Raw genomic sequence first — 20917 nt, forward strand, 5'->3', positions numbered from 1 at the left:
TCATCGATCTGCAAAGATTCCCGCATTGGCACCGTTGCACTCGAAGGCAAGTGCGGTTATAAGCGCGCGTCCGAACTGACCGGCAGGGCATGCCGTGGCAGTTCAGAATGCTGGTGGAGCGGTTCGTCACCGTATCCGCCGTTCAACAACAAACGCTCCGGCACCTTGTTGCAGCCCGGTCAGTTCCGGATCTGTGGGAAGGGCTTTTAAGCAAAGCAGGCCAGGAAGCATCGAAGGAGTAGCAAAATGCCCAAGATGAAGACGAAGTCCTCTGCCAAGAAGCGGTTCAAGATCACCGCATCCGGCAAGGTCAAGGCAGCCGCTGCTGGCAAGCGCCACGGCATGATCAAGCGTAGCAACAAGTTCATTCGCGATGCCCGCGGCACCATGGTTCTCGCAGAACCGGATGGCCGTAAGGTTATCAAGAACTACTTGCCGAACGGTCTCTAAGACTATTCGTAACGCTATAGACTAAGGAGATCATGAAATGGCACGCGTAAAAAGAGGCGTTACCGCCCACGCCAAGCACAAGAAGGTTCTGAAGGCAGCCAAGGGCTTCTACGGCCGTCGCAAGAACACCATCCGTACCGCCAAGGCCGCCGTCGATCGTGCAAAGCAGTACGCTTATCGCGACCGAAAGGTTAATAAGCGCAACTTCCGCGCCCTCTGGATCCAGCGCATCAACGCTGCCGTCCGCGAGCATGGCCTGACCTATGGCCGCTTCATCGACGGCCTGACCAAGGCTGGCATCGAAGTTGACCGCAAGGTTCTTTCCGACATGGCAATCCATGAGCAGGAAGCTTTCGGCGCGCTCGTCGTCGCTTCGAAGAAGGCACTTGAATACCTCAAGGAAGCCGGCACGAAGAACGAGTTCGAAGCAGCCGTTAACTAACGCTGCCTCGCACGTCTTTCGTAAATTCATTATGAAACCCGCGCTGGCGAAACCGGCGCGGGTTTTGTGTTTTGCAGCATATGCTTTTCCATCGTGTCAGGCTGTCTTGTTGGGCGAGGCTCGAAAATGGGTCGCGCGTCGGGCGACAAATACCAAGTACCGTATTCTTGGCGTGTTTTTGTTATTTGCCCGGTTGATTGGCCGCTTCCACATGGGTAGTGATCTGCAGCGCCTCATCGTTGCCACAAGCAGTCTGATGTGGGCGTTCATCCATTATTCCGCGGAATGAGCGGCGTTCCAAGCCCGCCGCCCGCAAGGCAGGATCAGATGACGGAACTCGTAACACTCGAAACCCAACTCATGGCCGAGGTGGCTGCGGCGAACGACGAGCAGGCGATCGAGGCGGTCAGGGTTGCCGCGCTCGGCAAGAAGGGCTCGGTTTCGGAACTGCTGAAGACGCTGGGCTCCATGTCGCCGGAAGAACGGCAGACACGCGGCGCAGCGATCAACGCGCTGAAGAACGCCGTCACCGACGCGATCAACGCCCGCAAGAGCGAGCTGCGCGATGCGGCGATCGAGGCGAAGCTGAAGGCCGAGACCGTCGATGTCAGCCTGCCGGTCCGCTCCTCGCCGACTGAGCGCGGCCGCATCCATCCGATCAGCCAGATCGTCGACGAAATCACGGCCATCTTCGGCGATATGGGCTTCTCGATCGCTGAGGGCCCCGATGTCGAGACCGATTATTATAACTTCACGGCGCTCAACTTCCCGGAAGGGCACCCGGCCCGCGAAATGCACGACACCTTCTTCTTCCAGCCGGATGAAAAGGGTGAGCGCAAGGTTCTGCGCACGCACACCTCGCCGGTGCAGATCCGCACCATGGAAGCGCAGAAGCCGCCGATCCGTATCATCATCCCCGGCAAGACCTACCGCCAGGATAGCGATGCAACGCATTCGCCGATGTTCCATCAGGTCGAAGGCCTCGTCATCGACAAGACGGCGAACGTCGCCAATATCCGCTGGGTACTCGAAGAGTTCTGCAAGACCTTCTTCGAGGTCGACAATGTGACGATGCGCTTCCGCCCGTCCTTCTTCCCCTTCACGGAACCGTCCTTCGAAGTCGATATCCAGTGCGACCGCTCCGGCCCGATCGTCAAGTTCGGCGAAGGCACCGACTGGATGGAAATCCTCGGCTGCGGCATGGTGCATCCGAACGTACTGCGTTACGGCGGCCTCGATCCCGACGAGTATCAGGGCTTTGCCTGGGGCATGGGCCTCGACCGCATTGCCATGCTGAAATACGGCATGCCCGACCTGCGCGACTTCTTCAACGCCGACGTCCGCTGGATGAACCACTATGGCTTCCGCCCGCTCGATATGCCGACTTTGTTCGGCGGTCTGAGCGCGTAAGGAAGGGATAAAGCACATGAAATTCACACTCTCCTGGCTGAAAGAGCACCTGGAAACCGACGCCACGCTCGACGAGATCTGCGCCCGCCTGACGATGATCGGGCTGGAAGTGGAAGAAGTGGACGACAAGGCCGCATTCAAGCCCTTCGTCATCGCCAAGGTTCTCTCGGCCGAAAAGCACCCGCAGGCCGATCGCCTGAAGGTGCTGATGGTCGACACCGGTAGCGGTGCGCCCGTTCAGGTGGTCTGTGGCGCCCCCAATGCGCGCGCCGGCCTCGTCGGTGCCTTCGCGGCCCCCGGCACCTATGTTCCCGGCATCGATGTGACGCTCACGGTCGGCAACATTCGCGGCGTCGAGAGCCGTGGCATGATGTGCTCGGAAAAGGAACTGGAAATCTCCGACAGCCATGACGGCATCATCGATCTGCCGGAAGATGCGCCCGTCGGCACGAGCTTCGCTGCCTATGCCGGCCTCGACGATCCGGTCATCGAGATCAACCTGACACCGAACCGCCCGGATTGCACCGGCGTCTATGGCATCGCCCGCGATCTCGCCGCCTCCGGCCTTGGCACGCTGAAGCCCCGCCTCACGCCAACGTTTCCTGTCCAAGGTGAAACGCCGACCGAACTCAAGATCGAGCTCGACGATATCAGCCTTTGCCCGGGCTTTGCCTTCGCCTCGTGCGCGGCGTCAAGAACGGCCCGAGCCCGAAGTGGATGCAGCAGCGCCTGCTCGCGATCGGCCTCCGTCCGATCAGTGCGCTGGTCGATATCACCAACTACATGACTTTCGACCAGGGTCGGCCGATGCACGTCTTCGACGCCGCCAAGGTCGAGGGCAATCTGGTCGTCCGCCGCGCCAGGGACGGAGAGACCGTGCTGGCACTGGACGAGCGCGAATACAAGCTCAACCCCAGCAACGTCGTCATCGCCGATGGCAACGGCGTCGAATCGATCGGCGGCATCATGGGCGGTGAGCATTCCGGCTGCGACGAGAATACGACCGACGTGCTGATCGAATCGGCACTTTGGGACCCGATGAACATTGCCAAGACGGGCCGCAGCCTCGGCATCATCACCGACGCGCGCTATCGCTTCGAGCGCGGCGTAGATCCGGAATATATGGTGCCCGGCCTTGAGCGCACCACGGAGCTGGTGCTTGCCTGCTGCGGCGGCACGGCTGCCAAAGCCCGCGTCGAAGGCTACAAGGGTTATGAGGCGAAGATCGTCGATTTCCCGCTGTCGGAAGTCAAGCGCTTGACCGGCCTCGACGTCTCGACCGATGAGAGCAAGTCCATCCTCACGAAGCTCGGCTTCTCGGTCTCCGGTTCGGGCGAGCGCATCTCGGTCGCCGTTCCCTCCTGGCGTCCGGATGTCGATGGCAAGGCCGATCTGGTCGAAGAAATCATGCGCATCCATGGCGTCGACAATATCAAGCCGCAGCCGCTTAGCAGCCACGCCGCCGTCAACGGCAAGATCCTGACGACGCTGCAGATCCGCACGCGCACCGCCAAGCGCGCGCTGGCATCACGCGGCATGCTGGAAGCCGTCACCTGGTCCTTCATCTCGGAAGATCAGGCCAAGCTCTTCGGCGGCGGCTCCAACGCGTTGAAGCTTGCGAACCCGATCGCCGCTGATATGTCCGACATGCGTCCTTCGCTGCTGCCGGGCCTGCTGTCGGCTGCTCAGCGCAATGCCGACAAGGGCTATGGCGACGTCGCGATCTTCGAAGTCTCGGGCACGTATGAGAACGACACGCCTGAGGGACAGCGACGCGTTGCCGGGGGTATTCGCCGCGGCACGGCATCGCTTGCCGGCGCCGGCCGCATGTGGTCGAACGCCACCAAGGGCGGCGGCAAGCCGGTCGACGTTTTCGACGCCAAGGCCGATGCTCTCGCCGTCATCGAGGCCTGCGGCCTGCCGATGGGCAATATCCAGATCGAGCAGGGTGGCCCGACCTGGTATCATCCCGGTCGTTCCGGCACTATCAAGATGGGTCCGAAGGTCGTGCTCGGCTATTTCGGTGAATTCCATCCGAAGACGCTGGAAGCGCTGGATGTCTCCGGCGCTCTTGCCGGCTTTGAAGTCTATATCGATGCCATGCCCGAACCGAAGAAGAAGGCCACGCGCACCAAGCCGGCGCTGGAGCTTTCTCCCTTCCAGGCCGTCAAGCGCGACTTCGCCTTCGTGGTCGACAGGTCGGTGGAAGCCGGGGCCATCATCCGCGCCGCCGCCGGTGCCGACCGCAAGCTGATCACCGGCGTCAACGTCTTCGACATCTTCGAGGGTGCGTCGCTCGGCGAAGGCAAGAAGTCCATCGCCATCGAGGTGCAGATCCAGCCAGCAGAGCGCACGCTGACCGACGAGGATTTCGAGGCGCTGACCCAGAAGATCGTGGCGAACGTCACCAAGTCGACGGGTGGGGCGCTGAGAGCGTAATCGGCTGCGGTCGAGTTCGCGGAGGGTCTGTCACCCCCTCTGTCGCTATCGCGATATCTCCCCCACAAGGGGGAGATTGGTAACTCGCGGAACTCCTCTGCCTCAGTCAAATATCGAAGCTGCAGACGCTGAAGCTCTTAGATTTGGAAGAGCGTGCGGCATACTTCCAACGATCTCCCCCCTTGTGGGGGAGATGTCACGAAGTGACAGAGGGGTATCAGGGGCACGGCATCCTCGATGCCGCCTCACCTACCGATGCAGATGATAAACCTTGTTCACCACACTCCACCGGCCATCGATCTTCACCAACGACAGATAATCCGAAAACCGCATGCCGGCGAATTCGTCAACGACTTTGACGCTGGCCGCATCGCCTTCGATGTCGATCAACTCGATCTCCATCAGCGGTATGGTTCCGGGCGGCGCGCTGCCTTCCTCGACGATCGCGGCAATGAATTCATCCCGCGTCATCCATTCCACCGCGCCTTGATAATTGCCGATGATCGCTGCTCGCGGATGGAAGGCCTTGCGCAGCGCCGGTTCGTTCGCGAATGCCATGCCATCGACGTAGAGATGAACAACCGCGCGGATTGCCTGCTCTTCCGACATCTTGTCATTCCTCGTTTGCGTCATGTCTAACATATCATAGACACCGCCGACTGCCAAAACGCTGGCACCATGATCGCAATGATTTGACGACGTCTATTCCACGAAGACGCGCACGCTTGCCGCGCGCCCGGCGGCATCGATGACGGTCAGCGTCGAATAGCCGGCGCCATCGGGTGTCCATTGGTTGGTGCGGCGGCGCGACATGTCGGGCAGCGGCTTGCCGTTGGCGAGCCAGCGGAACGGCGCCCTGCCACCCTGCAGCTTCAACGCCAGCGGCATGATCTGGTCGTTGCCGCCGCTTGCCCCGAGATCGACGCGCGCACCTTCCGGCGGATAGACGATCTGAGGCGCCGGTTCGCGGCTGGAGGCAGCCAGCAGCCCGGCGGCGGTCACGGAAAAACGCCGCTGGCTGATCGGCAATTCGGTCGGCGCGATGCGCACGGCGCCCATCGGAGCGGCAGGGAAGGGGGTTGTGGCAACGCCCGATTTGGCGAAGGCCTCGAACAGGATGGGTGCGGCTGAAACATAGCCCGCCAGCCCCGGTACGGCGCCATTGTCCGGGCGGCCGACCCAGACGCCGAGCACATGCGCGCCGTCATAGCCGATCGACCAGGCATCGCGATTGCCGTAGCTGGTTCCGGTCTTGTAAGCGATGCCGAGCTGCTTGCTGCCGCGCGGGGCAATGATGTCGGAGAGAATGTCGGTGATGTTCCACACCGCGATCGGCTCCATCAGTGGCTCGCCGTCGATCGGTCCCGGTTCGTCCTGCACGCCATCGCCGATCCGCATGGCCTTGCCGCGATTGGCAAGCCCGGCATAGAGCTGCACGAGATCCTTCAGCGTCACGCCGACGCCGCCGAGGCCGATGGCAAGGCCCGGAGCTTCGTTCGGCGGCAACTTCGGCTTCACCTCGGCGCGGCGGAAGCGCACCAGCAGCCGCGTCGGCCCGACCGCGTCGAGCAGGCGCACAGCCGGTACATTGAGCGACAGCTGCAGCGCCTGGCGCACGCTGACATCGCCCTGGTAGCTCATGTCGAAATTGCGTGGGCGATAGCCGTAGAAGTCGGCGGGGCGATCCTCGATAATCGTCTCCTGCGCCACATAGCCCTGCTCGAAAGCAAGGCCGTAGATGAAGGGCTTCAGCGTCGAGCCGGGCGAGCGCAGCACGCGGGTCATATCGACCCAGCCGGCACGCGAGGAATCGAAATAATTGGCCGAGCCGACTTCACCGATGATCTCGCCGGTCTTGGCGTCGGCCATGATCATGGCGACAGACACTTTTGGTCCGAGCCGCTTTGCCGCCGCATCCGCCACTGCTTCCAGGCCCTGCTGCACATCGCGCCGCAGCGTCGTCTTGTGCTTGATGACGCCAGACTGCTTGCGCAGTGCCAATTCGGCGACATGCGCGGCATAGGCCGGCAGTTGCCGGCGCTGAGCAGGAATTGGTGAAAGCGAGGCGCGCTCCGCTTCGCCTTCGCCGATCACGGTAGCGACGGCGGCGCGCTCGAGCACGCGATGGCGGGCAGCCTGTGCGGCGGCGAGATTGCGGTCCGGCCGTCGCTTTTCCGGCAGCTGCGGCAGGGCGACGAGAAGGCCTGCCTGCGCGACGGTCAGGTGTCGCGGCTCCTTGCCGAAATAGGCAAGGCTCGCGGCCCGCACGCCTTCCAGATTGCCGCCATAGGGGGCATGCGTCAGATAGAGATCGAGGATCTGTTCCTTCGTCAGCCGCCGTTCGATCTGGATGGCACGGACGACCTGCAGGAGTTTCGCCGTCATCGAGCGCTCGCTGCGGGGCTCGATCAGGCGTGCCACCTGCATGGAGAGCGTCGAGCCGCCTGACACGATGCGGCCATGCGTGAGGAGTTGGAGGAAGGCGCGGCCGATCGCCATGGGATCGACGCCATGGTGATCGTAGAAGCGCCGGTCCTCATAGGCGACCAGCATACGCAGAAATTGCGGATCGACATCGGCAACCTCGGTCTTCAGCCGCCAGCGCCCCTCCGGCGTAGCGAAGGCGCGCAGCAGATCGCCATTGGCGTCGAGCACCTCGGGTGAGACGACGCGGGCATTGTCGAGCGGCGGCGGATAGGCGTGGTCTGCGGCTTCCAGGCCAAAGACCAGAGCCACCGCCGTCAAGACGGTGGCTCCAAAGCCGATCGCAATTTTCCACCGCGCCTTCATGGCTGCTTCTTACTGCTGGGCGCCCAGCACCTCCATGCGACCCATCGCCGTGCGGGCCGAAAACTGGGGACGATACATGTCCTCGACGCTTGCGGCCGGATGATCGTAGACGCCGGGGGTCACGGCACGCACGACATAGGCGAAGGTCATGTCGCGATCTGCCCCGGAATTCTGATCGAAGGCAGCGACGAAGCGGTCGTTGCGGAATTCGACATGAGCAGGCTGAACTTCGCTGAGCCAGTCGAAGTTCGAAAGCTGGGCGCTGTTGACGATGCTCGGATTGTCAATCTCAAAGCCTGCCGGCAGGAGATCGGTCACGAGGATGCGCTGCGGCCAGTCGTTATTTTCGGTCACGTGCAGCACGACCACGTAGCGTTCGTTCTGCTGTGCCTGGCTGACATTCGCCTCCTCGCCGTCGAGTGTGTAGTACTTGCGCTCGATCTTGAAGCCGTTGCCACCGGCCGGCAGCTGTGCCACCGGAGCCGCGACCGTGGTCACCGCAGCCGACAGCGGCTGGCGCGTCGTATTGGTGACGGTCAGCGGGTGGCCCATCAGCGCATCGCCACTCATCTGCGCCATGTAGGTGCCGCTATGGGCGGCGCCGTTGACATCGAGCGTCAGGCCGTCATCGCCATTCTGTAGAGCGCGCGCGGCAAGCAGCATCCAGGTCTGTTCCTGCGTGCTGGTATATTTCCGGCTCTGCCAATCCTTGGCGACGACGCTTGCGAGTTCCGGAATGATCGGCGGCACGGGGCGGCTTTCGGCGGCAAGCGCCAGTACGGCGGCGCCGTCGCGCAGCGACGAGCCGTAGTCCGAGCGGACGAAGCTGACCTTTGTCACCGCCGCCTTTTGCGACATCTGCAGCGAATCCACGAAGATGTTGCGCGAGCGCTGAGCATCTCCATAGAGCGCCAGAGCGGCGGCCAGATGTGCTTTGGAAAGCGGCGTCGGGAAGTCGTTCAGCATGGTGTCCGCATAGTAGCGCAGATCGCTGATCGACGCCTTCTTGTTGCGCGCCAGCACATAGAGCGCATAGGCGATCTCGTTGCCGTTATCCTTGACGTTGGTGTTGGCGCTGAGCGCATTCTGGAGGTTTTCGAGACCCTGCACCATGGCCTGATCCGGCACGTTGTACTTCTGCTCGCGGGCGCGGGTCAGGAAGTCCATCACATAGGCGTCGAGCCAGAGATCGCCGGAGCCCGGACCCCAGAGGCCGAAGCTGCCGGTCGAGGACTGGTAGGACAGTTCGCGATAGATCGAATCCTGCACGCGCTTCTGGATCTCGGCGTCATTGGCCAGGCCGTTCTTGATGGCCATGTCGCTGAAGTAGAGCAACGGCATGGCGCTGCTCGCCGTCTGTTCCGCGCAGCCATAGGGATAGTGGCTGAGGCTCATCAAAAGCGCCGGCACGTCAAAGGCGCTGGAACGGCTGACATTGACGCTGACCGAGGCGCCGGGCAGCACGCTGTCGGCGAGAAGGTCGGCATTGACGGTCAGGCTCTTGCCTGGCGCAAGCGCGATGACACGCCGTTCGGTGACCGGCAGCTGCGACGGGCGAACGGGGATATCGACCGATTGGTCGAGCGACATGCCTGATCCATTCGAGAGCTTGATCGCGATCGTGCCGTCGCCTGGCTGTCCGCCGGTCAGTGGCAGGGTGATGGCGTATTTGCCGCCGGCCTGCAGGTTGATCTTCTGCTGCGTGGCGCTTGCATCCACCGTCACGGCGCTGTTGCCCGTTACCGCGAGGGTGTATTCGCCGGCTGGCGCATCCGTGTTGGCGACATCGAGACGCAGGTTCGCCTTGTCTCCCGGTGCCAGGAATTTCGGCAGGCTGGCGGTGACGACGACGGGATCGCGGATGATCACATCCTGTGTCGCGTGACCGACGCCGGCTTTCGACCAGGCGACGGCCATCAGCCGTGCCGTGCCGTTGAACTGCGGAATATCAAAGCTGACATTCGCCTTGCCATTGGCATCGAGCTTGATCGGACCGGAGAAGAAGGCGATCAGCTTTTCCTTCGGCGGGCTCGCCTGCAGGGCTGCCTGTCCGCCGTCGCCGCCGGTACGCAGCTTGCCCGTTGCGCCGAGTGAGCCATCGATGAGGCGACCGTAAATATCGCGGATTTCGAGGCCGAGCTGGCGTTGGCCATAATACCAGTCATCCGGTGCCGGCGGCTGGTAGCGCGTGAGATTGAGGATGCCGACATCGACGGCGGCAATCGTGACATAGGCGTCCTCATTGGCGCCTGCACCCGCAACCTGCAGGGCGATGTTGAGCGGTTGGCGTGGCAGCGTCTTCTGCGGCGCGTCGATCTTGATCTGCAGCTTGCGCTCGCCGGGATCGACGGGGGCCCATTTGATGCCGATGGCGCGCATCGGCATGCGGCTTTCCTGGGCGTCGCCAGGGCGGAAAAGAGTGGCCGTCAGATAGGTGCCGGCGCCCCAATCCGCCGTTACGGGAACGTCGACTTCGCCGCCTGTCGCGCCGATATCGGCATTGGTGACCGAGATCAGCGTTTCCGACCCGGCCGTCACCATCAACTGACCGGCATAGCGCGAGGTGACCTTCAGCTTGGCCGTGTCGCCGACATGGTAGCTTTCCTTGTCGAGTGCGATCTCCAGCGCATCCGGCGTTTCCGTCGAGGTGGAGGCGACATACCAGCCGGCATTGAACTCGACGCTCGATTCCGGGCCGTTCGCATCGGCGGTGGAGACTTCGAGGCGGTAGCGACCCCAGGTGACCGGCATGGAAATCGCCGCACCGTCCGTCGTGGCATTCACCGTGCCGACCGCCACCTGCTTGGTGGACATGATCGGCTCGAACTTCCAGCTGCTGCCGTCGCGATACCATTGATAATTGCGTTCGACGCTGAGCAGCTTCCAGGTCAGGCCCTGCATGGCCTGCTTCTGGCCATTGGCATCGACAACGATGACATGGAAGTTGCCGACGGAATTCTCGCCGAGATCGCCGTCGAATTCCGGCTTGATGCCGATGCGCGGACCGTCCGCCTTGACGGGCAGGGTCAGCGAGCGCTCGACAGCGCGGCCGCCGGCTTCCTGCATGCGCACCGTAATATTGGCGTTCAGCAGCTGCGTGGTCGAAGGTGTGTCGTTGATCGTGACATTGAAGGTCGTCTTGCCGTTCTCGTCCAGCGCCTGCAGGTCTTCGAGCGGCACCTGCGTGCTCTCGGCCTTGCTGTCACCGCTGCTGCTGTCATCGTCATCATTGCTTGCGTTTGCCTTGCCTGCACCCTCATCGGCGAGGCCGAACTGATAGCCCTTGAAGGCATCGCTCTGGCGCGTCGGCTTCAGCGTCACTTCGCCTTCGAGGTTGAGGCCGGCGGCCGGCGCACCATAGAGATAGCGTCCATCGACATTAACCGGAGTCGGCTGACCGACTTCGATCTCCTTGGCGTCACTCTTCATGTCGAATTCGATGCGATCCGGCACGAAGTCATCGACGAGGAAGGTTTGCGAGCCGATGGAGGAGCCCTTCGGGTCGGTGTAGATGTTCATCGTCCAGGTGCCGCGCATCGAGGTCTGCTGCAGCGGCAAGTCGACATTGTAGCCGCCGAGCTTGCCGCCGTCGGTGACGATGCGGCGGTCCTCGACGCCGTCCGGCCGCAGGAAGACGAAGGTGAGCGGCAGGTTTTCGACCGCCGTCGAGCTGACGTCGCGGGCAAGGGCGGAAGCATGCACCGTCTCGCCGGCGCGGTAGATGCCGCGTTCCGTCCAGGTCAAAAGGTCGATCGCGCCCGGTGCGGTTCTACCGGCAACGCCGCGGTCGGAAAGATCGAAGCCGGCGCGGGTCATGTCGAGGAAGACATAATCCTGATCGCCGTTTTGGGCGGTGATGACGGCCGGCGTCATGCCCGCCGTACCGCGCATCAGGCCGGCGCTGAAAACCGCCCGGCCGTTATCGTCGGTTTTGGCCGTGCCGAGGATTTCGTTGTTCTTGGCAAGCAGCTGTAGCTGAATGCCTGCGAGCGGCTTGGCGCCGCCGAGCGAGCGGGCGAAGACATTCAGCCCGTCGGTGCCGGCATAGGTGGTGACGCCGATGTCGGAAACGACGAACCACTGTGTCGCCTGCGGGTCCCATTCATGGCCGCCGCTCTCGGGCGCAACCGCCGTTAGCACATAGACGCCCGGTTTGCGCTTCGGCAGCGCCTCGTCCACAGGGAAGCTGGTTGCGACTTCCTTGTTGAGTTCCTGCTTGATCTCGATAGAGCCCTGCCAGACCAGTTCGCCATTGGTGTCCTGGATGGTCTGGGCGCTGTAACTGTCCACCTGCGTCAGAAACTGCGAATTGTTCAGAAGCTGCGCGATATTGCGGTCGCCGATGCGGTAGAGCTTGAGATTGGCTGTGTTGGCGTTAACCGAAATGATCGGGATGCCGCGGCGCGCGGTCGAAGGCAGGACGAAATTGTCGCCCGTGAAGCGCAGCGAAGCGGTGCGATCCTTGACGTAGATATCGACATTGACCTGCGAGGCGAGGCTTTCATCCACCGAGGAGGGCAGGCCGGCGCGCAGCGAAATGCGGTAGTGCTGGCCGAATTCCAGCCCTTCGACGCAGATCTGGTTGTCCTTGGCATCGACGCCCTTCGGCGCGGCGCCGTTGAGGGTGACGAAGGGGGTATAGTCGACGCCGCTCTTTACCAGCTTTTCGGAGAACTGCACGCAGGCGCGGGGCGAGGCATTGTCGTTGTCGAGCGTATTACCCGTGACACGGAAGCCCTGACGGGCCAGAAGATCGTTATAGGCTGCCTGGACCGCGGCCGAGCTGGTGAGCTCGAGGCTTGCTTTGTAGGCGCTGAGCGCCGGACGATAGTTCTGCGCATTCTTCAGCGCCTCGGCGAGAACGGCGAGCGCATCGGCGCGGCTGCTCGTCGTACGGGTCAGCTGATAGCCGTTGAGTGCGGCATAGGCGGCGCGCGTAGCGACAGACGTGTCGTTCGTGATCGTGTTGGCGGCACGCGCCATCTCGATCCACAGATCACCGTTGTCGGGATTGAGCGAGAGAGCGCCCTGGAAGGCGTTCAGCGCATCGTTGACATTGCCCGAGGTCAGTTCGATGCGGCCGAGCGCAATAAGGCTTTCAACGCCCTGGCCCTTCAGCTCGTTGCCGAGCGTCAGCGTGTTCTTTGCATCACGCGCGCTCTGGACGAAATTGTCGGAAAGGAATGAAAGGGCAGGGGCCGCGCCGATATCCGGCTCGCTGGTGGCCGCCGTCTCGACGATCTTGCCGGCGATTGCGCCGGGAAAACTATTTAGCTGGTTGAAGTCCGACTTCATGAAGCACCACTTCACCTTGGGATTGTAGGTGAAGGCCTTGCAGGACTTGTCGCCGATGCAGGACGCGGAGCACTGATCCAGCGTCACATTCTGCTCTGTGCGCAGATCGAAGCCGAAGTAATCGCCATCCTTCGTGGTAACCACCTGGCGCTTGACGTCAGCCGCCAGCGAAGGGGTCAGAGAGGCAAAAGTGGCGAGAAGAAAAGCAGAGAAGCCGATAAACGCGCGCTTAGACATAAGTCCTCCCAACGCTGCCCGTTTTTGATGGCGGCAATCTTCAAATTTCGGACCTGTTTGTCAACCGAGCGTCGAGCTTCTGAATGAGCTTCGCGTCCATGACGATCAACTTAGGAGTTTGAAAAAGCCCGCAATTCAGGCTATTTGCATGTTCGGCCACTCCCTTGAGGATGCTTCAATTTTCTTTTCGGTCCCAAAATAACATCGGCCTTTATGGCCGATGTCGTCGCTTGGGCGGAAGAGGCGGCCCATTTGTCATATATTCGTCATCGCCAATGCGGCATCCGAATACCGCTTTCCAGTGACGGTCTCGGGCGTGATGATATCACCGAGTTCCTTCACCTCCTGTGCTGAAAGAACGATATCGGCAGCCGCGGCGTTCTGCTCGAGATGATGCAGCTTGCGGGCGCCGGGGATCGGCACGATGTCGTCACCCTGGTGCAGCACCCATGCGAGCGCCAGTTGTGCCGCGGTGACGCCCTTTTCCTCGGCGAGCGCCTGCAATCTGGCGACAAGCGCCGCGTTGGCATCGAAATTCTCGCTCTGGAAACGTGGAAGCGAACGGCGGAAATCGTCGGCGGCAAGATCGTCCGCCTTTTGGATGGCACCGGTCAGGAAGCCGCGGCCGAGTGGGCTATAGGGCACGAAGCCGATGCCGAGTTCGCGGCAGGTGGCAAGCACTTCTTCTTCCGGATCGCGGCTCCAAAGCGAATATTCGCTCTGCACGGCGGCGATCGGATGTACGGCATGGGCGCGGCGGATGGTGGCGGAGCCTGCTTCGGAAAGGCCGAGTGCGCGCACCTTGCCCTCCCGCACCAGCTCGGCCATGGCGCCGACCGTATCTTCGATCGGCACATTCGGATCGACGCGATGCTGGTAGTAGAGGTCGATGACATCGGTGCCAAGTCGCTTGAGGGAGGCTTCGGCAACTTCCTTGACATGCTCGGGCCGGCTATCGACGCCGATCATGGCGGCGGGGCCCGATTTCGTGTGATCGAGCTTGAAACCGAATTTGGTGGCGATGACAACGCGGTCGCGCACAGGCTTCAGTGCCCGGCCGAGCAGCTCCTCGTTGGTAAATGGGCCATAGGTTTCGGCGGTGTCGAAAAAGGTAACGCCGAGATCGACAGCGCGATGGAGCGTCTTGACGGATTCGGCTTCGTCAGCGGCGCCATAGGCAAAGCTCATGCCCATGCAGCCAAGTCCAACGGCAGAAACGGTGAGATCCTTGCCAAGCCTGCGGGTTTTCATGGTGTGTTCCTCTTGAGACGTATGGGAGCGGTAGGGTTTGTGTCCTCTGCCTACGAGCCCAAGGTAGGGCTCTGGATAATGAATGAAAATCCATGCAAATTCTTACAGGCTGTTCTATAATTTAGATCAATGAACCGGACACAGCTCTCCCAACTCGCGGTTTTTGCCGCCGTCGCCGCCCATCGCAGCTTCCGCGCTGCCGGCAAGGAACTGTCGATCGCGCCGTCTGCGGTCAGCCATGCCGTGTCCAGCCTCGAGGAAAGCCTCGGCGTGCGGCTGCTTGCACGCACCACGCGCAGCGTATTGCCGACCGAGGAAGGTCAGGCGCTGCTTCAAAGGCTGGCGCCGGCTCTGGAGGAAATCGATATTGCGCTGGAGGATACGCTTGCGACCCGCGGCCGCCCGGCGGGGACGCTGCGCATCACCGCCCCGCGCTTTGCTTCCGATCTTCTCATGGCGCCAAGGCTGGGTGATTTCCTCAATACCTACCCGGACATCACACTGGAGATCGCCAACGAGGACGGCTTCAGCAATATCGTCAAGGAGGGCTATGATGCCGGTATCCGGCTGGCGGAGAGCATCGAAGGCGACATGATCGCGGTCAAGGTCTCGCCTGACATCCGCACCGTCATCGCCGGGTCGCCGGCCTATTTCGAGAAAAATCCGAAGCCTCTGCATCCCCGCGACCTCGTTCATCACCGCTGCATCAAGCGGCGGTTCACCGATGGCTCGATCTATCGCTGGGAATTCGAGAAGGATGGCCACGAGCTTGTCGTTGCCGTCGATGGCCCACTGATCGTCATCGAGGATAGGCTCGGGGTTCTGGCGGCTGTCAACGGTGCCGGCCTTGCTTATCTGTTCGATATCCGCGTGCAGCAGGAACTGGCCGAGGGCAAGCTCATCCGCGTGTTGGAGGATTGGTGCCCGCCCTATCCCGGCTTCTGCATCTATTATCCGAGCCGCCGCCAGATGCGCCCGGCGCTCAGGGCCTTCATCGACTTCTTCAAATATACGGGACCGTGAGGGGCGGCGGTGGGGACCGGTCCGCCGCCCCATCCTTGGGGCAGGCAAGCGATGTCAGGCTGCGGCCTTCTGATTGGCTGCGGTCATTGCCAGCTTCGAGAGGTTCTTGTCGGCATTTCCCTCTTCCTGCAGCGTCTGGTCGAGCAGTTCGACGACTTTCTTCTGGCCGAGCGTGTTCGCCCAGGTGCGCAACGTTCCGTAGCGGGCGATCTCATAGTGCTCGACGGCCTGCGCCGCCGATATCAATCCGGCATCGAGAGCCGGCGTTCCCTTGAATTCCTCGATGATCTCCTCGCCTTCGGCAATGATCCCCTGGATGGCTTCGCAGGTCTTGCCCTGGGCGCGCTTGCCGATCAGGTCGAAGATCTGCTGCAGGCGTTCGACATGGCCTTCGGTTTCCTGCAGATGCTTTTCGAAGCCGGCCTTCAGATCCGGCGATTGTGCCTCGCGCGCCATCTTGGGCAATGCCCGCACGATCTGCCTTTCGGCATAGTAGATGTCTTTCAGCGTGTCGTAGAAAAGATCTTCCAGCGTTTTTTCCTTCGGCATTGTTTCTCTCCATATTCGGGAACCCGATTTTCAAGGGCTTGCCGCAGTCAGCGGCCCTTACGAAAGTCGGCGCGGGTCGAATTGTTCCCGTTGCTGACGGATTCGGGTGGCGATCTGGTTTAAAGTCGGCTGAAATGCAGCGATGGCGAGGAGGCTTTTCAAGCGATGAGAAAACCGGGATCGATGAAGGGGCTTGAGGATCTCGGCCGCGTCAGGCTATCGAAGAACTTCTTCTTTCGCGATTTCCTGCATTCGGAAATATCAGATTTCTATCGCATCCCCAATATTCCGGAGGATCCCGATCTGGCAATCGAGGCCGGACGCCATCTTTGCGGGGAATTGCTGGAGCCGCTGGAGGCGACCTTTGGCCGGCTACATATCCGCTCGGGCTATCGCTCGCCGGAGGTCAATGCCTTCGGCAACAGGAACGGGCTGAACTGCTCGACCAATCCCCACACCGCTGCGCACCACATCTGGGATATGCGCGATCTCGACGGCTGCATGGGGGCGGCCGTCTGCATCGTCGTGCCCTGGCTGATCGATCACCATAGCCACGAAGGCGATTGGCAGAAACTCGCCTGGTGGATCCACGACCATCTGCCCTATGCCTCGCTCTGCTTCTTCCCGAAGCTCTGGGCCTTCAACATCCAGTGGCACGAGCGGCCCAAGCGGACCATCCAGAGCTATGTCAGCCCACGTGGCATGCTGACCAAGCCGGGCATGGCGAACTGGGAGGGCGACCATTTCGCCCACTATGAGGGCTTTCCCAAACTTAGAAGCTGATGCGATAGCGAATATGCCCGTCGCTCTTAACGTAGCTATCATAGAGCTTGCGGGCGGTCGCATTGCCTTCTTCTGTGTGCCAGTAAAGCCGTGCCCAGCCGTTTTTCTTGCACAGCGCGACGAGATCGTCGAGCAGCGCCCGGCCGACGCCGTGGCCTCTGGCGCTTTCATCGACAAACAGGTCTTCAAGATAGCAGTCGGGCGCGCGCACCCACGTGCCCTCATGCGTGAGGCTGAGGGTAAAGCCCTTGACCTCGCCATCGACTTCGGCCACGCGCATGAAGATCGCCGACGCCGGATCGAAGACCCGGCGCCACGTCGCATCGGTGATGTCGGGCGCGACGGTGACGCCGTAGAAGGCCAGATAGCCGTTCCATAGTGCGCGCCAGCGCGCTTCATCGTCGGGTCTGGCGTCTCGGATCGTCACGGTCATTGGCTTGTCTCTCTTATTCGCCGGCTGCGTCGAGCAGGCGCATGGCGTCATCGGAAAGCGAAAGCTTCGCCGAATTGATGAGCGCGTCTAGCTGGCTGAGGCTGGTCGCACTGGCGATCGGGGCGGTAACGCCACGCTTGCGCAAGAGCCAGGCAAGCGCGATCTCGGCGGGCTTCGCGCCGGTTTCGGCCGTGACCTTGTCGAGCGCTGCGAGAATCCGCAGGCCCTTGTCGTCGAGATAGGCGGCAACCCGGTTCTCGCGTGCCCGTCCCTCCGTATCCGCCTTGGTGCGGTACTTGCCGGTCAGGAAGCCGGCCGCGAGGCTGAAATAGGTGATGACGCCGATGTCTTCCCTGACGCAAAGATCCGCCAGCGGCCCCTCGAAGCTGTCGCGGGCGTAGAGGTTATATTCGGGCTGGAGCACGTCGTAGCGCGGCAGGCCGGCCTTGGCGGCAGCATCGAGCGAAGCCTGGAGCTGCGTCGCGTCGAGGTTCGAGCAGCCGACATGGCGGATCTTGCCCTGTTCCTTCAGCTTGGCATAGGCGGCAAGCGATTCCTCATGCGGCGTCTCGGGATCCGGCCAGTGCGAGAGATAAAGGTCGATGTGATCGGTCTGCAGCCGCTTCAGCGAGGCTTCCGCCGCCTCGATGATGTAGTCGGCCTTGAGGCCCTTCTTGCCCGGCCCCATCTCCGATCCGACCTTGGTGATGATGATGGCCTTGTCGCGCGAAACGCGGCTCTGCTTCAACCACTTGCCGATAATCTCTTCGGAATCGCCGCCCTTATTGCCGGGAACCCAGCGGGAATAGACATCCGCCGTGTCGATCGTGTTGAAGCCGGCATCGAAGAAGGCGTCGAGCAGTGCGTAGGAGGTTTTCTCATCGGCCGTCCAGCCGAAGACATTTCCGCCGAAAACAATGGGGGCGACAAACAGATCGGTTCGTCCAAGCTTGCGCATGTCCATGATATCACTCCAAATCACTTGAGGGGCAGCTCGGCGAGCAGGCGCCGGCGCGAAGGGACAGCGCAGGCTAACGACCTTTGCCGACAAAGACCACTAACGATTTCTTTATTTATGGGCGAAAGACACTTAGCCGAACAGCGTTGCGCCCGTTGCGACCGCCGCTTAAGGTCATCGCCGCTGCTGCGGCGTCGAGTCGCCAGCTCTGATTTTCGATTTTACCGGTTCCTGTGGCGCGGCCAGCGTCTGGAATGCGATGCTTAAGGAGAGAGATCATGCTGCGTTTCGGAATTCTGTCGACGGCCAAGATCGGTCGCGATCTGGTGGTGCCGGCCATCCAGGATGCGGAAAACTGCATTGTGACGGCGATCGCCAGCCGCGATCTCGCCCGTGCTCGGCAGATGGCAGACCGCTTCTCCGTGCCGCATGCTTTTGGCTCCTATGAGGAGATGCTCGCCTCCGATGCGATCGACGCCGTCTATATCCCGTTGCCGACTTCTCAGCACGTCGAATGGACGATCAAGGCTGCCGATGCCGGCAAGCACGTGCTCTGCGAAAAGCCGATCGCGCTCAAGGCGGATGAGATCGACAGCCTGATCGCCGCGCGCGACCGCAACAAGGTGCTGGTGACGGAAGCCTATATGGTTACCTATGCGCCGGTCTGGCGGAAGGTTCGCTCGCTGCTCGCCGATGGTGCCATTGGCCGCCTGCGCCACATCCAGGGCGCCTTCACCTATTTCAACCGCGACGCCGGCAACATGCGCAATATCCCTGCGCTCGGCGGCGGCGGCCTGCCCGACATCGGTGTCTATCCGACGATCAGCACCCGTTTCGTCACCGGCCGCGAACCCCTGCGCATTCAGGCCGTCACTGAGCGTGACCCGGAATTCGGCACCGACATCTATTCCAGCGTCAAAGCGGATTTCGGCGACTTCGAACTGAGCTTCTACATCTCGACGCAGATGGCCAACCGCCAGGTCATGGTCTTCCATGGCACTGAGGGTTTCATCGAGGTGAAGTCGCCCTTCAATGCCGATCGCTATGGAGCGGAAGAGCTGGAGCTGACCAATCGCGGTCATTCGGAATCGACGATTTTCCGTTTCCCCGATAGCCGCCAATACAGGCGCGAGGCTGAAGCTTTCGCCTCTGCCGCGCTTGGTCAAGGCGCCGAGGTCGTGTCGCTGGAAAGCTCGAAGCTCAACCAGAAGGTCATCGACGCCATCTACCGCGCCAGCGAGAAGGACGGCTGGGAACCGGTCTGAGGGTTTCCTTATTTCCTGACGCAATTCCGGACGGAAAGCCGCTGCACACTTTTCCTGGAATTGCTTCAGGAATTTTGCCGGTGACGGAAGACGAAGCGCGAATAGCCGAAGAAGCTGAATGCCGTTGCTGCCGCCGATGCCAGCGTCAGCGCGATGATCGGCCGCAATGACGGCTCGGTCATCAGCAGCGAGCTGAAGAGGGCGTAGTTCAGCAGAGCCGAGGTCAGCCCGACCGAGCCGTAGCGGAAGCCCTCCGCCGCAAGCGAGCGGTCGGATCGGCCGAAGGTGAAGTTGCGGTTGAGTACCCAGGTGGCAAGCAGCGCGCTCGGGATCGATATGGCGCGGCCGACGAAGGGGCCGAAGGGCGTGAACCAGAGCAACAGATGCAGCACGCCCGCATCGACCACGAAGCCGACACCGCCGGCGATCAGGAAGCGAAAGAGCTTCTTCATGCAGCCTTGGCCCTCTTCTTCCGGCTTGCCGGCTTGTCGATCTCAGCTATGTAAACCGACCTGTCATCTTCGCTTTCGCGCGAGGAGGGCCTGAGCAGGCTCATATAGTGGATGCGCAACTGTTCGGCACGGGCGCGCGCCACGGAATCGAGGATGATACCGGCTGTGAACAGCATGAAGGCGATCATTGTCAGCGCCAGGGAGAGCATCCAACTCGGCATGCGCAAGACCTGTCCGGTTTCGAAATATTCGATGAAGACCGGAATGGAGAAACCAATACTGAGCTCCATGGCGACGGCGCTCAGGATGCCGAAAAAGGCGAAAGGCCGCGTTTCCTTCATCAGCATCGCAAACATCCAGAGGATCTTACCACCGTCGCGGAAGGTGGAAAGTTTCGAATGCGAGCCTTCCGGCCGCCGACCGTAATCGAGTTCCAGTTCGCTGACGGGCAGCTTCAGCCTGGAGGCATGAACCGACATTTCCGTCTCGATCTCGAAACCGCCAGACACGGCAGGAAAGCTCTTGACGAAGCGGCGCGAGAAGCAGCGGTAGCCGGAAAATATATCGGTGAAATCGGCGCCGAAGATGCTGCGATAGAGCCAGTTGAAAATGCGGTTGCCGAAGGCATGGCCCTGCCGGCCTGCGTCGTTGCGAACGTTGCGGCGGGTGCCGACCACCATGTCGGATCCCTCGGTCAGCAATGTGCGGATCAGCTCTTCTCCGTCTTCGGGCGCATAGGTGCCGTCGCCATCGGCCATCAGATAGATGTCAGCTTCGATATCGGCGAACATGCGGCGCACCACATGTCCCTTGCCTTGCCGACGCTCGCGCACGACGGTCGCGCCGGCAAGCATGGCATGCAGCGCGGTGCCGTCCGTCGAATTATTGTCGTAGACATAGATCGCGGCCTGCGGCAGCGCCTTGCGGAAACCGCGCACGACCTCGCCGATCGTTGCGGCTTCATTGTAGCAGGGCAGGAGGACGGCGATATTCAGCTTCTCATTCGACATGGTCTTGGCCGGTTGCTGCGTGTGAAGTCAAGTCGAGGCCCGATTGACGATCCGGGCGAGAGCTTATCCCGCTGGCTGTTAATAAGACCCTATGGCTGCCCAATAAAAAAGGCGGGATACCGGCGCTGCG

16 protein-coding genes and 1 pseudogene are annotated in these 20917 nt (G+C 61.6%); 8 read left to right on the top strand and 9 right to left on the bottom strand.

Going from position 1 to position 20917, the window contains the following annotated elements; translation table 11 throughout:
* Positions 1-246: 246 nt before the first annotated feature.
* The 5 genes and pseudogenes from rpmI to pheT all read left to right on the top strand — a co-directional run bounded on the left by rpmI (position 247) and on the right by pheT (position 4741).
* Entirely contained in the window at positions 247-450 is a 204-nt protein-coding gene (gene rpmI, locus ACK83U_RS18325; protein ID WP_012759782.1) for a 50S ribosomal protein L35, read from the top strand.
* A 37-nt stretch (positions 451-487) separates the two neighbouring features.
* Positions 488-892: a 50S ribosomal protein L20 gene (rplT, locus tag ACK83U_RS18330; RefSeq protein WP_112336785.1), complete on the top strand. Its 405-nt coding sequence runs from the start codon at positions 488-490 to the stop codon at positions 890-892.
* 31 nt (positions 893-923) lie between these two features.
* Positions 924-1181 carry a hypothetical protein gene (locus ACK83U_RS18335; RefSeq protein WP_412474694.1) on the top strand — a complete coding sequence of 86 codons (258 nt, stop codon included), beginning with the start codon at positions 924-926 and terminating at the stop codon, positions 1179-1181.
* A gap of 38 nt (positions 1182-1219) precedes the next feature.
* The gene (gene pheS / locus ACK83U_RS18340; protein ID WP_112336784.1) at positions 1220-2302 is read left to right on the top strand and encodes a phenylalanine--tRNA ligase subunit alpha; all 1083 of its coding nucleotides are present in this window, start codon (positions 1220-1222) and stop codon (positions 2300-2302) included.
* A 16-nt stretch (positions 2303-2318) separates the two neighbouring features.
* A pseudogene (pheT, locus tag ACK83U_RS18345) lies at positions 2319-4741 on the top strand (phenylalanine--tRNA ligase subunit beta).
* 249 nt (positions 4742-4990) lie between these two features.
* On the opposite strand, the gene ACK83U_RS18350 reads toward pheT, so the two are convergent.
* The 4 genes from ACK83U_RS18350 to ACK83U_RS18365 all read right to left on the bottom strand — a co-directional run bounded on the left by ACK83U_RS18350 (position 4991) and on the right by ACK83U_RS18365 (position 14314).
* Entirely contained in the window at positions 4991-5350 is a 360-nt protein-coding gene (locus ACK83U_RS18350; protein ID WP_015338486.1) for a nuclear transport factor 2 family protein, read from the bottom strand.
* Positions 5351-5443: 93 nt separating this feature from the next.
* Positions 5444-7531, bottom strand: coding sequence for a penicillin-binding protein 1C (pbpC, locus tag ACK83U_RS18355; RefSeq protein WP_112609225.1), 2088 nt, complete (start codon positions 7529-7531; stop codon positions 5444-5446).
* Between the two features lie 9 nt (positions 7532-7540).
* Complete coding sequence (locus ACK83U_RS18360) at positions 7541-13063, bottom strand: MG2 domain-containing protein (RefSeq protein ID WP_412474695.1); 5523 nt, start codon at positions 13061-13063, stop codon at positions 7541-7543.
* A gap of 255 nt (positions 13064-13318) precedes the next feature.
* Complete coding sequence (locus ACK83U_RS18365) at positions 13319-14314, bottom strand: aldo/keto reductase (protein WP_112609229.1); 996 nt, start codon at positions 14312-14314, stop codon at positions 13319-13321.
* Between the two features lie 129 nt (positions 14315-14443).
* Here ACK83U_RS18365 and ACK83U_RS18370 point away from each other — a divergent pair, with 129 nt between their 5' ends.
* Positions 14444-15337, top strand: coding sequence for a LysR family transcriptional regulator (locus ACK83U_RS18370; protein WP_112609231.1), 894 nt, complete (start codon positions 14444-14446; stop codon positions 15335-15337).
* 54 nt (positions 15338-15391) lie between these two features.
* Here the strand turns inward: ACK83U_RS18370 and ACK83U_RS18375 are convergent, their stop codons facing one another.
* On the bottom strand, positions 15392-15886 hold the full coding sequence (locus tag ACK83U_RS18375; protein ID WP_112336778.1) for a ferritin-like domain-containing protein: 495 nt from the start codon (positions 15884-15886) through the stop codon (positions 15392-15394).
* 165 nt (positions 15887-16051) lie between these two features.
* On the opposite strand from ACK83U_RS18375, the gene ACK83U_RS18380 reads away from it, so the two are divergent.
* The gene (locus ACK83U_RS18380) at positions 16052-16669 is read left to right on the top strand and encodes a hypothetical protein (RefSeq protein ID WP_112609233.1); all 618 of its coding nucleotides are present in this window, start codon (positions 16052-16054) and stop codon (positions 16667-16669) included.
* Here ACK83U_RS18380 and ACK83U_RS18385 read toward each other — a convergent pair.
* Positions 16659-17102, bottom strand: coding sequence for a GNAT family N-acetyltransferase (locus ACK83U_RS18385; RefSeq protein WP_112609235.1), 444 nt, complete (start codon positions 17100-17102; stop codon positions 16659-16661). The genes ACK83U_RS18380 and ACK83U_RS18385 overlap by 11 nt on opposite strands.
* Positions 17103-17115: 13 nt before the next feature.
* Entirely contained in the window at positions 17116-18066 is a 951-nt protein-coding gene (locus tag ACK83U_RS18390; protein ID WP_112609237.1) for an aldo/keto reductase, read from the bottom strand.
* 272 nt (positions 18067-18338) lie between these two features.
* On the opposite strand from ACK83U_RS18390, the gene ACK83U_RS18395 reads away from it, so the two are divergent.
* The gene (locus ACK83U_RS18395) at positions 18339-19325 is read left to right on the top strand and encodes a Gfo/Idh/MocA family protein (protein ID WP_112609239.1); all 987 of its coding nucleotides are present in this window, start codon (positions 18339-18341) and stop codon (positions 19323-19325) included.
* A 65-nt stretch (positions 19326-19390) separates the two neighbouring features.
* Here the strand turns inward: ACK83U_RS18395 and ACK83U_RS18400 are convergent, their stop codons facing one another.
* Together ACK83U_RS18400 and ACK83U_RS18405 are read right to left on the bottom strand one after the other, a co-directional pair.
* Positions 19391-19777 carry a GtrA family protein gene (locus ACK83U_RS18400; RefSeq protein ID WP_069611041.1) on the bottom strand — a complete coding sequence of 129 codons (387 nt, stop codon included), beginning with the start codon at positions 19775-19777 and terminating at the stop codon, positions 19391-19393.
* Positions 19774-20787 (bottom strand): glycosyltransferase, encoded by a 1014-nt coding sequence (locus tag ACK83U_RS18405; RefSeq protein ID WP_112609241.1) that lies wholly within the window; start codon positions 20785-20787, stop codon positions 19774-19776. The genes ACK83U_RS18400 and ACK83U_RS18405 overlap by 4 nt, the downstream gene beginning before the upstream one ends.
* Positions 20788-20917 lie beyond the last annotated feature (130 nt).

It is taken from the genome of Rhizobium sp. WW22, from assembly GCF_047041135.1.
Taxonomy (GTDB): domain Bacteria; phylum Pseudomonadota; class Alphaproteobacteria; order Rhizobiales; family Rhizobiaceae; genus Rhizobium.